Source organism: Ignavibacteriota bacterium (assembly GCA_013285405.1).
In the GTDB taxonomy this organism is placed as follows: Bacteria; Bacteroidota; Ignavibacteria; order Ignavibacteriales; family Ignavibacteriaceae; genus IGN2.
This window is the reverse complement of sequence record CP053446.1, coordinates 3,126,505-3,138,436: the sequence shown is the minus strand read 5'-3', so window position 1 is coordinate 3,138,436 and position 11,932 is coordinate 3,126,505. Positions and strand designations below refer to the sequence as shown.

The 11,932-nt window shown below is 34.2% G+C and carries 12 protein-coding genes; 7 read left to right on the top strand and 5 right to left on the bottom strand.

The genetic code is table 11. The annotated features are described in order from the left end of the window. The first annotated feature begins 7 nt into the window (after positions 1–7). From HND39_13805 to HND39_13780, 6 genes are all read left to right on the top strand, one after another. Positions 8–985: a hypothetical protein gene (locus HND39_13805; GenBank protein ID QKJ97272.1), complete on the top strand. Its 978-nt coding sequence runs from the start codon at positions 8–10 to the stop codon at positions 983–985. Continuing rightward, positions 985–1,980, top strand: coding sequence for a site-specific DNA-methyltransferase (locus HND39_13800; protein ID QKJ98010.1), 996 nt, complete (start codon positions 985–987; stop codon positions 1,978–1,980). Before HND39_13805 ends, HND39_13800 begins: the two co-directional genes overlap by 1 nt. 222 nt (positions 1,981–2,202) lie before the next feature. Continuing rightward, on the top strand, positions 2,203–3,090 hold the full coding sequence (locus HND39_13795) for a DUF2167 domain-containing protein (protein QKJ97271.1): 888 nt from the start codon (positions 2,203–2,205) through the stop codon (positions 3,088–3,090). 447 nt (positions 3,091–3,537) lie between these two features. After that, complete coding sequence (locus tag HND39_13790) at positions 3,538–3,972, top strand: hypothetical protein (protein QKJ97270.1); 435 nt, start codon at positions 3,538–3,540, stop codon at positions 3,970–3,972. A 635-nt stretch (positions 3,973–4,607) separates the two neighbouring features. After that, positions 4,608–4,895 (top strand): type II toxin-antitoxin system RelE/ParE family toxin, encoded by a 288-nt coding sequence (locus HND39_13785; protein QKJ97269.1) that lies wholly within the window; start codon positions 4,608–4,610, stop codon positions 4,893–4,895. Positions 4,896–4,901: 6 nt separating this feature from the next. Next, positions 4,902–5,204, top strand: a complete 303-nt coding sequence (locus HND39_13780) for a HigA family addiction module antidote protein (protein ID QKJ97268.1) — start codon at positions 4,902–4,904, stop codon at positions 5,202–5,204. A gap of 100 nt (positions 5,205–5,304) precedes the next feature. Here HND39_13780 and HND39_13775 read toward each other — a convergent pair whose 3' ends face one another. From HND39_13775 to HND39_13755, 5 genes are read right to left on the bottom strand one after another with little or no spacing between them, the layout of a single operon-like run. Continuing rightward, entirely contained in the window at positions 5,305–6,531 is a 1,227-nt protein-coding gene (locus HND39_13775; protein ID QKJ97267.1) for an FtsX-like permease family protein, read from the bottom strand. After that, the gene (locus HND39_13770) at positions 6,532–7,767 is read right to left on the bottom strand and encodes an FtsX-like permease family protein (protein ID QKJ97266.1); all 1,236 of its coding nucleotides are present in this window, start codon (positions 7,765–7,767) and stop codon (positions 6,532–6,534) included. It lies immediately after the preceding gene. 19 nt (positions 7,768–7,786) lie between these two features. Further along, complete coding sequence (locus HND39_13765; GenBank protein ID QKJ97265.1) at positions 7,787–8,512, bottom strand: ABC transporter ATP-binding protein; 726 nt, start codon at positions 8,510–8,512, stop codon at positions 7,787–7,789. Positions 8,513–8,529: 17 nt separating this feature from the next. Next, complete coding sequence (locus HND39_13760; protein ID QKJ97264.1) at positions 8,530–9,837, bottom strand: efflux RND transporter periplasmic adaptor subunit; 1,308 nt, start codon at positions 9,835–9,837, stop codon at positions 8,530–8,532. A 22-nt stretch (positions 9,838–9,859) separates the two neighbouring features. Further along, positions 9,860–11,215 (bottom strand): TolC family protein, encoded by a 1,356-nt coding sequence (locus tag HND39_13755; GenBank protein ID QKJ97263.1) that lies wholly within the window; start codon positions 11,213–11,215, stop codon positions 9,860–9,862. A gap of 280 nt (positions 11,216–11,495) precedes the next feature. Here HND39_13755 and HND39_13750 point away from each other — a divergent pair, with 280 nt between their 5' ends. Then, a complete protein-coding gene (locus HND39_13750; GenBank protein ID QKJ97262.1) occupies positions 11,496–11,927 on the top strand; it encodes a hypothetical protein in 432 nt (143 codons plus the stop codon). Positions 11,928–11,932: the final 5 nt, after the last annotated feature.

Genomic DNA, 11,932 nt, shown 5'->3' with positions numbered 1-11,932 from the left:
GCATTTGATGAAGTCAACTGATGAAAAATTTAAAAAAGTAATCGACAAAAACACATTCTATTTTTACAATAAAGAGTTTGAAGAAAGTTATGAAGGTTATGTTAATTCGATCAAAGAACTACTTCTAAATTTAAAGAACGAAATTGAGCTTAACGGACTTAAAAAAGAATTCTTTGAAAAATTAATATTGGAAAAAGAAAACGGATTACGCGCTTTACTTGCTTTGACTGGTTTTTCAAACGAAAACTTAAAACGCATTACGACATTAATCAGAGTGGTTGACGATGCAGAATTAAATAGAATATTGCTCAAAGACAGATGGTTCAAAAAAGAAAATATTTCCGATGATGGAATAGCTGAATGGTCTGACTCAAAAATTACTGCGATGATAAAAACAGAAAAATATTTCAGACAAGGAATAGTAAATCTATTTTTTGAAGGGGCTACAATTCCTTTTTTGGCAAAAACATTACCTTTATTTGAATTGAAAAAGCTTAGCATTTCTAAATTACAATATCAAATTCCCGACTTAATCGATACGTTAATCAGATATAAAGAAAAGGGTTCATACTCCGGCAAAAAGGAAAATAATCCCGAAACTGTTATTGAAAATTTATTAGAGGAATTCAAAGTAACTTTTGAAAGAGGTGATCTTTCTGAATTAATTACAAATGCACCTGATTCAAAAAGAACGATGGACTTTATTATTCCAAATAAGAAAAATCCACTGCTTATTATTGAAAGTTCATATTTAGTAACAACATCCTCTGGGCAAGGTGATAAATCAAAAACAGAAATTTCGATTGATGCTTTACTCAAACAGCACTATCCAAAATCTAAATTTATTGGTTTTGTTGATGGAATTGGTTGGTATGTCAGAAAGGGTGATTTAAAAAGAATGGTTTCGGCATACGAAGATGTTTTTACTTTTCACGAAGATGAATTACGAAGATTTAAAGAACTGCTAAAGGATACGATAAAATAATTATGGAAAAATTTATAAATAAAATTCTAAATGGAGATTCGCTAGAATTATTCAAAGATATTCCAGATAATTCAATTGATATCACATTTGCAGACCCTCCTTTTAATTTGAAGAAAAAGTACAATGGTTATAAAGATTCTTTGGAGTTCAAAGAGTACCTGAATTGGTGTGAGGTGTGGATAAAAGAGATGGTGAGAGTTACAAAGCCTACTGGAGCTATTTTTCTACACAATATACCAAAATGGTTAACCTACTATTCATCTATCTTAAATAAATATGCAACTTTCCGACATTGGATTTCTTGGGATGCGCCAACCGCACCGATGGGTAAATCTTTACAACCATCGCATTACGGAATCTTATATTATGTAAAAGATATTAAGCAATCCAAATTTTATGAATTAAGATACCCCCACAAACGTTGTCGAAAATGTGGTTATCTTCTAAAGGATTATGGAGGAAAGAAAGAAGGATTGCATTCATTTGGACCATTACTTTCCGATGTATGGACTGATATTCATAGAATAAAACATAATAAATACAGAGACGAACATCCGTGTCAATTACCAATTCATCTATTGGAGAGAATTATTTTAATGAGCACAGATGAATCAGATGTTGTTCTGGATCCATTTATGGGTACTGGGACAACGGCGATTGCGTCGAAACGACTCGGAAGAAAATTTATAGGATTTGAATTAGATAATAAATATGTAACTATAGCAAACAATAAGCTTAAATACGAGCAACCAAATTCAAAACTTGGCGATTACTGGATTAGTTTTTTCTTAAAAGATATTGTTTCTCTCCGAGACATAGATTGGGAAGGATTATCCAAATATTATTTACTCCCTCAAAATAACCGCGAAATTGATCACACACAAATTGAGTTTATAGATAAGAAAAAAATCTTAAAGCACTTTGATTTTGTCATCAATGGAAATGGAAAAATTAAACAAGATTCAATGCAATTAGAATTTTGTAATTGTCCATAAATTAGAAATGCGTTATAACCAGCCGCTCAACACGGACAGCGTTTTCAGTGCGGCAGTTGTGTAATTATATTGTTGTGTTACAAAGTTAAGTTGCTCTTTAAGGTAGGTTGTTCTAAGAAACATTTTTTATAAATAAAAGTAGTTGCAACTATTCGGCATTCTTGTTCTGGGCTGCCGGTTAGCGGCAAGTCGTTATGTGCTTAATGAAAAAGGAGTAATAAAATGAAAAATTGTTTTTTACTTTTTATAGCCTTGTATTTGATGACATCTCATCAATTCTTCTCACAAATAAGTGATTATTCTCCAACTTACGGACCGACTAAAGTTTCAATCCCGAATTCTAATTCAAGTGTAATTATTCCAGATAGTTTCCTTTTTCTTGAAAGTTACGATGCAAATCAATTAATGAGAGAAATTGGAAATTCGGGAATGGATATTTCTGGTTTGGTTATGCCTTCTTCTGAAGATGCGGATTGGTTTGTTTATTTCAAATTTAATGACTTAGGATATTTTAAAATGGGAGACGTCCAAGAAGAACTAGAGGATATTGATATTCTAGAAGAAATAAAAAAGAATACGGAAGAACAAAATAAAAAAAGAATTTCCTCTGGTTTCTCATCAATTGATGTAATAGGTTATGTTGAAAAACTTTATTTAAATAAATCCAACCAAACATTAAACTTTTCTATTGAATCAATACAAGAAGGCCTTTCTATGGTAGAGCATCGCTCATTATATTTTGGGAGAAAAGGACTATTATTGAGTGGTTTTGTATGTAGCAAAGAAAAATATGAAAATATTAAAAATGCATCTTATCCAATTCGCTCAACAGTAAATTTTGATAATAATTATCGTTATGCTGATTTTAATCCCGATATTGATAAGTATGCAGCAGTTGGGATAGGAACGGTGTTGGTTGGCCGTCAAGTAGCAAAAAGTGGATGGTTTACAAAACTTGTAAAAAGTCTAGGAAAAGCAATTTGGGCATTTATCGTAGGAATTTTTGCTGCTATTTGGGGATTCATTAAAAAGATTTTCGGGAAAAAAAATTCGAAGATAGATGAACCTTTAATTACAACAACGCAGAATAAAAATGATACCAGCATATAACCTCTTTAATAAGTAAAAAGTCAATAGGCACAGAAAATAAATAGTTATCCGGCTCGAGACAGTTAAATTAAAAATTAAGTTCTTTGAAAAACTGATTTACAATGATTCTTACTTTCCCGTAAAACGGGATCCCGCAAAAGCGGAAAAACAACTATTCTGCCTTAATATCAAAAAGGCTATGGCAGCCAAACCTTCCCGAAACAAGTTCGGGACAGGCATTTTGGGAATTACTCATTCTTTAGTGGAAGAGCGTATAACGACTTGTCCCGCTATACGGGAGGATATCCTATTATTAAAGAGGATAATTTATTTCGTTGATTGGATTAAGTTAGATATTGAAAATAATTAAAGTGTTTAATAAAAAAATAAACACACAGGAAATCTTAAATTAAAAATAATTACGGTGTTGTGTTTTAACATAACACGTCGTTATAAAGCATAAATAAAATGAAAAGTTCAATCAAATTTACAATAGTAATCTTCTTTACTTTTATTATTCTTTCTTGCAATGAAGATAATAGAATTGGACCTTGTGTTCATACTTACAAAGAACCAATATTAAATATTACTTCTCTTCGTGATACAGCTAATTATAATCATCCTAGATTTATAATTCTCCGTGAATTAAAGATTAATGGTTCAAAAGAATATGGAGCATATCCATTGATGGAATCCTACGGAATTGTAGGCAACGATAGTATCTATTATTGCAATATTCCATTTGGTTTTGGAGTAGAAGAAGGTAAGTATGAATTTATAATCGAAGCTGAAGGATTCCAACCAAAACAAATAACAATTGAAAATGTTAGTTATTCTGTATTTGATGGCGGTTGTCCTTCATATAATGATGGAGGCAAAAGAGTTGAGTTAATTATTAATTAACAAATCTATTTAATAAAATTGCTTCATAACCTCTTTAATAAGTAAAAAGTCAATAGGCACAGAAAATAAATAGTTATCCGGCTCGAGACAGTTAAATAAAAAATTAAGTTCTTTGAAAAACTGATCTACAATGTTTCTTACTTTCCCGTAAAACGGGATCCCGCAAAAGCGGGAAAACAACTATTCTGCCTTAATATCAAAAAGGCTATGGCAGCCTCTTTAATAAGTAAAAAGTCAATAGATTATAAAAAGATAGTCTAACAGGTATCTCAAATAAGTTCTATGTTTCACTCATACCTCAATGCGTCAATCGGATCAAGGTTTGCAGCTTTGTAAGTTGAATATGTTCAAAGCATAAGTCCCATGTTTACACACATTGAGATACCGATAATTATGCACTCATAAGGGATTGCCATTTGAGCAATTAAGAAGCTTCCAGCAAAATAGCCGACAAGGATACTAAGAGTAATACCAAAGATTATTCTCATTAAACAAGAGAAATCGAAAATCCTTTAAGAGATTACCTCAGCCAAATAATATAAATCAATCCGCCTGAGAGAGACCAAATAAATCTCAGAGAACTAATTTTAGAATAGTCTTGAATTTAATAACGCAAAGCGTTATTATAAGAACGTATGATAAATAGTTTTTCTGATAAATCAACTGAAGATTTATTCAATAGAAAATTTGTTAGGCATTTGCCTCCGAAAATTCAAAGGTTGGCTTATAGAAAGCTTCTACTTATTGATGGTGCAGAAAAACTCAATGATTTAAAAATTCCACCTGGTAACAGACTTGAAAAATTATCTGGTGATTTAGTCGGTAAATATAGTATTCGAATAAATGACCAATTGAGAATAGTTTTCAGTTGGAAAGAAAATAACGCCTACGAAGTTGAAATTATAGATTATCATAAAGGATAAAATATTATGAATAAAAAAATAGAACCAATACATCCCGGTGAAATATTACTTGAAGAATTTCTGATTCCAATGGAAATTAGTCAATATCGATTAGCACAGGATATAAGTGTTCCTGCCAGAAGAATAAACGAAATTGTTCTTGGCAAAAGGGCGATAACTGCTGATACAGCGTTAAGATTATCGGAATATTTCGGATTATCAGAACGATTTTGGCTGAACTTACAGATAAGATATAATTTGGAAGTAGAAAAAGATAGATTGAAAGACCGACTCAAAAGAGAAATAAAAAAATTTGAAAAAGTGAGTTAGTACAGTGTAACCGCTGAAAAAAAGTAAGAAATCCACTACAGACGAGCAAGCAATCGGTTATAAAAATATAATGGGCTAGAAATTCTAATAGTTCTATGTTTCACTCATACCTCAATGCTTCAATCGGATCAAGGTTTGCAGCTTTGTAAGCAGGATAAGTTCCGAATATTAGTCCAACAATAACACACATTGTAATACCGATAATCACCCAATCATAGGGAATTGCCATTTGTGCGTTCAGGAAACTTCCGAAGAAATTTCCTATACCGATACCAAGGGCAATTCCGACTAATCCACCAACGATACAAAGTATTACAGCTTCAATCAGAAATTGAATTAATATACTCGACTTTTTTGCGCCGATGGCTTTTCGAATCCCAATCTCGCGGGTTCTTTCAGTAACCGATACAAGCATAATATTCATAATACCAACACCTGCAGCAATCAATGCAACAAGTGAAACAGCAAGTGCACCAATTTTAATCGGACCACTAATAGTGTTAAACTGTGTAATCATTGATTCGTTGCTGAAAATATAAAAATCATCCGGCTGACCAGCTTGCACTTTTCTTATTTTTCTGAAATGCCCAATTGCTGCTTCGATAACATCGTTATAAGATTCTTTATTTGGTGAAGTAACTGTTATGTTTACACTACGACCGTACTTTCCATAAATAGATTGCCAGGTAGTTATCGGCATAACGATATAATTATCTCTGCTTTCACCAAACATTGCAGGCTGCTTCTGAAGTACACCAATAACTTTCAATGGCTGGTTATCAACTCTAACAGTTTGTCCAACCGGATTTAGGTTGGGAAATAATTTATCTACGATCTCAGGTCCAAGCAGGCAAACATTAGCAGAGTATTCAACATCGTTCTCTCTTAAATCTCTTCCATAATCAACATTCCAATCATTCGTTCGCAAAGCATCAACTGTTGCACCGGCTACACTAATGTTCGGATTTGTTTCGATGTTGCCAAACTTTACAACTTTCCCGAACTGCCATTGTTCTGCGCCAACATATTGTGCTGATGTCAGCACTTCTTTTAAACGCATTGCCTCTTCAATCGTAATATCTTTCCTATTTCTGTCACTTCTGTTGTGACCGGGTCCCTGCATCGGTTCATGTTTTTGTATCTGGAAAGTATTTTTGTTCAGCATTGCCAGACCATCTTCAATGCTGCTTTGAAGCATTGTGATAATCGTCATAATAACTATGATAGAAAAAATTCCAACAACAACACCAAGAATTGTAAGTGTAGTTCTAAGTTTGTTATTAATGATTGATTGAACAGCAATATTAAATAATTGACTGATATTCATTTATTCATACCTCAATGATTCTACGGGATCTAATTTCGATGCTTGATATGCAGGAGCAAAGCCGGATAATATTCCGGTCAATGCTGAAACACCGATTGCAATTATTACTGCATCTATCTGGATTGATGTGGGAAAATATTGATTAAGAGCCATGCTTCCCAAAATTGCTGCTATTAGTCCTGCAATTCCACCCAGTAAACAGATAGCAGATGACTCCAATAAAAATTGAGTTAGAATTGTTCTTCTCTTTGCACCGATGGCTTTGCGGATACCGATTTCTTTTGTTCTTTCACGGACAGAAACGAACATAATATTCATTATTCCAATTGCACCTACGAATAATGATAATCCCGTTATTATCAAACCAGCAATCTGAATTACACCAACAACTGAATTGTATTCAGCCATCAAACCTTCCTGCTGGTTGATTGAGAAGTCATTTTCTTCATTGTACTTTAATCCTCTTACTTTACGCATAACACCTTCAGCTTCAGATTTCGTTTCTTCAAGCATTGCAGGATTTGGAGCACGAACATTAAAGGTAACCGTACCTCTGTGTTCAGCAATAAAATTTTTAAATATCGTACCGATAGGAATAAATACCTGATTATCCGGATTGAACGGACCAAGAATAAAACTTCCCTGTTCAGTAAGGATACCAACAACTTTGAAGTTTGCATTTCCGATTTTAATTGTTTTGTCCAAACCATCGCCACGCGGAAAAAGTTTTTTGGCGATTTCACTTCCGATTACTGCAACCTGTCGTGAAGCATTACTTTCGACATCATTATAAAATCTGCCCTGATCAAAAGTGAAGTTTGTAGTCTTCACATAGTCAGCATTTGATCCTGTAAGAAAAACACCATCAACTCTCTTTTCACCAAATTTTATTGTTTGCTGAGAATTTATTACGGGTGCAACGGCAAGAGGAAGCTTTGCTAATGATTTAAATTGTTCATAATCTGCCATCGTAATACTTTTTCGATTGCGCAGCTTCCACCATTCTTCATTTGAGAACCATGCCCATTTATCAATGTATAAAACATCTGAACCAAGTGCACTGATACCATTCTGGAAGGAATTATCAATTCCTTTTATAGCGGTTGACATCAGGACAACGACAGTAATTCCAATGAATATACCCAACATAGTTAATGAAGTTCTCACCTTGTTCGCTTGCAGAGCCCTTAAAGCAATTTTCATTCCCTCTTTAAATTCAAATAGTATGTATCTCATATAATTAAAACCACTAAAATTATATTTCTACATGTGAATTAATTTTTTGTGGGATGTATCTGTTTTGTACTTTCTCATCCTTCTCCACCAAACCATCTTTTAGCCTTATTATCCGCGCAGCATGTTCTGCAATATATTCTTCGTGCGTTACAAGAATTATAGTATTGCCTTTCTGCTGTATCTCGTTAAACAAATTCATTATTTCTTCACCGGTTTTTGAATCAAGATTACCGGTTGGTTCGTCTGCAAGAATAATTGAAGGATTAGTTACCAGAGCTCTTGCGATAGCAACTCTTTGTCTCTGTCCGCCCGAAAGTTCGTTTGGTTTGTGATGAACTCTGTCTGCCAGTCCAACATCAACTAAAGCTTTATAAGCCTTCTCTCTTCTTTCACTATAAGAAACTCCGGCATAAATTAATGGTAGCTCTACGTTGTGTAACGCATCTGATCTTGGAAGAAGATTGAATGTTTGAAAGACAAATCCTATTTCCTTATTCCTGATTCTTGCAAGCTCATTATCATTCATTTCACTTACATTAACACCGTTAAACTCATATTTACCTGAAGTTGGTGTATCGAGACATCCAAGCATATTCATCAAAGTTGATTTGCCGGAACCTGATGGACCCATAATAGCTACATATTCATTCTTATCAATCCTGAGTGTAACATCACGAAGCGCTCGAACTTCCTCCAACCCAACCTGATATATTTTCGCTATATGTTCTATGTTAATGATATTCATATTATTTCCCGGAGTAGTTAGTTTTCTTCTTCGGCAACCATTTCCTGATTACTTTGACCGCCTTTTTTATCTTCGACTCTAACAATGGAACCATTTTCTAATTCCCGTGAAATAGCACGATAGCTGCCGGAGATTACAACTTCACCATCTTTTAAGCCGCTTTTTATTTCGATGAAATTATCATCACTGATACCTGTTTCGACAGCAACCATTTTTGCTTTTCCATTGTCAGCAAGAAAAACAACTTCTTTTGGTTTCTTCATCATTGATTTTTGAGTTTCGCCATCTTTAGTCTTCTCAACCTTTGTTGAATCATTATCCTCCGGCACATTTGTTCTCGCAGTAACGCTTTGAATCGGCACACTTATTACGTCTTTAACTGTTTCAGTTTCAATATCTGCATTGCATGACATTCCCGGACGAAGATTAGGATCGAGATCCATCAGGTTTATCTTAACAGAAAAATTCACAACCTGTTCCTGAGTTCCGAATCCAGTGGCTTTTGCACTGTTACCTATTTCAACAACTACTCCATGAAATATTCTATCACCAAAAGCATCCACTTTCACATTTGCGGTATCTCCAACGGAAACGAGAACGACATCATTCTCATCAACATCAACAACAGCCTGCATTTTATTCAGATCAGCAACCGTCATAATATCAGTTCCCTGACTAAAACCACTACCGAGAACTCTTTCTGCAAGTTCAACATTTAGCTGAGTAACAATACCATCTATCGGAGAATAAATTGTAGTTTTATAAAGTATATCAAGAACTTCTCTCAATTGTGCTTTACTTTGAAGAACATTTGCAGATGCTGCATCATACGATGCTTTAGAAGTAAGATAATTTGTTTCCGCTGTTTCATATTCTGATTGGCTCGCAAGTCCTTTGCTGTGAAGTTCTTTAACACGATCATATTCAAGCTTTACTCTTTTCAATTCAGCATCACTCATCTGTAAAGATGCTTCGGATGATTTCAGATTAGCTTCGAGTCTGTCTTTCTGCGCCATATACTGATCACCTTTTATCTTGATTAAAAGCTGACCTTTCCTTACAACATCACCTTCTTTAACAGGCAAGCTGATAATTTCACCAGTTACTTCAGGTGTAATCACGACTTTAAATTCCGGATCAATCGTTCCGGTAGCTGTTACAGTTTGAGTAATACTTCTCTTTGAAACTTTTTCTGTTTGCACCAGGATAATATTTTCCTTGCTGCCACCCGTTAAAGCAACAATAACGAGGATGAGAACGAGAAGACCAAGTCCCCCAAAAATGAAAAGTTTCTTCTTTGATTTTTTTCTTGTGCCGTTTGCCATTCTTTTTATCTCCTAAGAAAGTCTATTGTTGTTCATAAATTTTATAATCCAGTATTCCGAGGTAATATCTCATTTGCTGACTCAGCACTATATAAGCAAACTGTGCGTTCAAAAGACTTGTGAGTGCATCAGTATAGCGTGAATTAACGATTAAAACATCGAGCAGTTTGCCAGATCCCAATGAATATTTTTCTTCCTCAATCTTCAAGTTTTCTCTGGCGGCTGCAATGTTTTTTTCACTTACACCCAATCCTTTTTGAGCAGCCTGTAAATTCAGGAAGGTTGTTTTTATCTGTCGTTTTATATCTCTTTCAAGATCACTCTTTTCAACTTCACTTATTTTTGATTGTACTTCTGCGAGCTGCACTCTGTTAGTAACGGACCAGCCTGAGAATAACGGAATGTTCAGGCTTAATCCAAATCCGAGAGTTTTTGATTGATCAATCGTTGACAGATTATCAGTATAAAGCGAATAGTTTCCATTTGCTGTTAAACTTGGCCAGTGACCGGATTCTGCAATTGTTACTCCTTCCTTTGAGCTTTCAAAATTCAGGACTGCACTCTGGTAATCAAAACGTTTATTCAAAGCCTGAGTAACAAGTTCTGTAATATTTTCATAATCATTCAACAGATCAGAATTCAGAATTTCTGTTTCAGCAGAAGTTAGTGTATCTGAAAAAACAAATTCCTGTAAGATATCTTCACCAAGATAGAATAATAAATCCTTCTTAGAAATTTCAAGCTGGTTTTCAGTTTTTATCAATTCAAGTTCTGCATTACCTTTTGCAACTTCCTGTTGATAAACATCCGCAAGTGTAGCAGCTCCGAGTCTGTTTCTCTCTTTTATGGTTTCAAGATTTTTTTCGTTCCATTTCAAATCAGCTTTCTTAACACGAAGTAACTGTTCAGCATAAACCACGTCATAGTAAAGTGACATTGTCTGAAAAACTATATCCTGCTTTACTCTTTCAAGTGAGTATTGAGCAGATTGCAATTCATTTTCAGTCTTTGAAAGCTGTGCAAAATTTGCTAAGCCATCGAATAGAGTCCAATCAGTATAAACTGAACCTCTGTAATTTCTGGAAGTTGAAGTAGTGCTTACTCTTGGTACAGGAATTCCATTAATCACAACCGTACCAACACCTTTAACATCTGATCGAGACCAATCCCAGCCTGCATTTAATCCAAGCGAAGGTAAAAAATTTCCATACGCTGCCTGAACGCTGGATTCATATCCTTCAATCTGACTTGTGCTGATTAATAATTGTGAATTTTTATGAAGTGCTATGCCAATTGCTTTTTCAAGTGTCAGTTTTTCCTGACTTAATGAAAAACCAGTTATAAAAAATGAAAGATAGATTATTAGAATATATCGCATCCTTATCTCCGATTTATATTTTTCCCTGATTGATATTTTAGACAGTTAGATAACATGCAATGTTACATTTTTTTACTCTATGAATAAAACCCATTGTAAAAATATTAAAGTTAGACGTGTACTTATGTGATTAACGTTATAAATGGTAGTATTATTATTTATTCGGTCAATATAGAAGAATAATTAAAATCAAGCAGATCGAGAATCGGTACTATCCTCACGCTTGAATAGCTGAGAAGATTTACAGTATATTAGTCACAACAAATTTAAGGTAATAAAAGTGCAAGCTATTTTAAACTTTTTCTCCAAGACTGTTGCAGTTTTTCTTGTGCTCGCAATTACGATGCTTTCTTCGGAAACATGGGCACAAAGTAATTTAAGAATCTTTGATGTTCCCGGAGGTGGTAACAACGGAACAAATCAGACTGATGAAGGTAGTAACAATTCCACCATTTATATAGTTGGAGGACTTGTAATTGCCGGAATACTTGCGTATGCACTATTCTTTAAAGAAAAGAAAGCAGACACTGATACAACTGCGAGTTTGTCTTCACCTTCTGATTATTCAAATATCTCCCGGTTTGATTCATTTGAAGAAGAATTTCAGACAGCGAAGGAAGAGATTCCGGTTGATATATTTCTGGGTGTAAATAATGATAAAGCAATTTTGAATAATAAAATCTATCAACTGGGATTAAGAGTAAAATTCTGATTGAT

Excerpts from the sequence above, each read along its gene's own strand:
- HND39_13805 (QKJ97272.1), top strand. The coding sequence starts at position 8 with ATGAAGTCAACTGATGAAAAATTTAAAAAAGTAATCGACAAAAACACA.
- HND39_13795 (QKJ97271.1), top strand. The coding sequence starts at position 2,203 with ATGAAAAATTGTTTTTTACTTTTTATAGCCTTGTATTTGATGACATCT.
- HND39_13790 (QKJ97270.1), top strand. The coding sequence starts at position 3,538 with ATGAAAAGTTCAATCAAATTTACAATAGTAATCTTCTTTACTTTTATT.
- HND39_13785 (QKJ97269.1), top strand. The coding sequence starts at position 4,608 with ATGATAAATAGTTTTTCTGATAAATCAACTGAAGATTTATTCAATAGA.
- HND39_13780 (QKJ97268.1), top strand. The coding sequence starts at position 4,902 with ATGAATAAAAAAATAGAACCAATACATCCCGGTGAAATATTACTTGAA.
- HND39_13775 (QKJ97267.1), bottom strand. The coding sequence starts at position 6,531 with ATGAATATCAGTCAATTATTTAATATTGCTGTTCAATCAATCATTAAT.
- HND39_13770 (QKJ97266.1), bottom strand. The coding sequence starts at position 7,767 with ATGAGATACATACTATTTGAATTTAAAGAGGGAATGAAAATTGCTTTA.
- HND39_13765 (QKJ97265.1), bottom strand. The coding sequence starts at position 8,512 with ATGAATATCATTAACATAGAACATATAGCGAAAATATATCAGGTTGGG.
- HND39_13760 (QKJ97264.1), bottom strand. The coding sequence starts at position 9,837 with ATGGCAAACGGCACAAGAAAAAAATCAAAGAAGAAACTTTTCATTTTT.
- HND39_13755 (QKJ97263.1), bottom strand. The coding sequence starts at position 11,215 with ATGCGATATATTCTAATAATCTATCTTTCATTTTTTATAACTGGTTTT.